The 1,285-nt window shown below is 66.9% G+C and carries 1 protein-coding gene; it reads right to left on the bottom strand.

The window, feature by feature from the left end:
* On the bottom strand, positions 1-1,163 hold a 1,163-nt coding region (locus Q0L94_RS17575; RefSeq protein WP_296755934.1), incomplete at its 3' end, for an FHIPEP family type III secretion protein.
* Between the last annotated feature and the right edge of the window lie 122 nt (positions 1,164-1,285).

Here is a 1,285-nt window from a genome sequence, read left to right as displayed (position 1 = left end):
AAGCGGCGGCGCGCCTCGGTGATCCGGGTCAGGGCCGCACCGCCCTGGTTGCGGTCGACCAGCGGAATCAGCCGATAGCCGACTTCGAGCGCCAGCACGTCGACCGGCGGGATGTCGTCCCAGGTGACGTCGGCCGGCGCGGCTTCCTCTTCCAGCAACGCCAGCGGCTCGACATCGAATGCCGTGCTCTGCCGGCGCTTCAGCCAGAGCCCCAGCCCGCCCAGCGCCGCGGCGATGGTCAGAAACGCCAGATGCGGCGTCCCCGGAATCAGTCCCAGCACGCCCAGCACCGCAGCCGCGACATACAGCGTCTGCGGACGGCCGAATATCTGGGTGGAAAATTCGCGGCTCAAATCCTGCTCGCTCGATGCGCGGCTCACCACGATGCCGGCCGCGGTCGAAATGATCAGCGCGGGAATCTGCGTCACCAGGCCGTCGCCCACCGTCAGCAGCGCATAGCGGCCGAGCGCCTCGCCGATTCCCAGACTGTGCTGCAGCGTCCCCACCGCAACGCCGCCGATCAGGTTGACCACGAGAATGATCATGCCGGCGACGGCGTCGCCGCGGACGAACTTGGAGGCACCGTCCATCGCGCCGTAAAAATCGGCCTCGCGGCCGATCTCGTGGCGGCGTGCGCGGGCTTCCCCTTCGTTGATGAAGCCTGCATTCAAGTCGGCGTCGACCGCCAGCTGTTTGCCCGGCATCGAATCGAGGGTGAAGCGCGCCGCCACCTCGGCGATGCGCCCGGCGCCCTTGGTGATGACGACGAAGTTGATGATGACCAGGATCAGAAACACCACGAAGCCGACCGCGATGTTGCCGCCGACCAGGAAATTGCCGAACGATTCGATCACCTTGCCCGCCGCGTCCGGCCCGGTGTGGCCCTGCATCAGGATGATGCGGGTCGAGGCGACGTTGAGCGACAGGCGCAGCAGCGTGGTCAGCAGCAGCACCGTGGGAAACACCGAAAAATCCAGCGGCCGCCGCGAATTCAGGCTCACCAGCAGCACGATCATCGCCAGCGCGATATTGAGCGTGAGCAGCACATCGAGCATGAAGGCGGGCAGCGGCAGCACCATCATCGCCAGAATCAGCAGCACCAGCCCGGGCACCGCCAGCCGGTTGACCGGCATGCCCAGCACCATCACGCCCTGCGCGTTCATCCGATCACCTCGTCAATGCGTTGCCCGGCCCGTTGCTGGCGGCCGCGTAGTCGAGCCCGCATTTCCGGATGGACCTCGGCTTCGCGCGCCTCGGCCAGCACCTCCTGCCAGGTCATCGCGTG

The organism is Thiobacillus sp. (assembly GCF_024708915.1).
The sequence above is the reverse complement of the archived record's forward strand: the minus strand, read 5'-3'. Positions and strand labels throughout refer to the sequence as shown.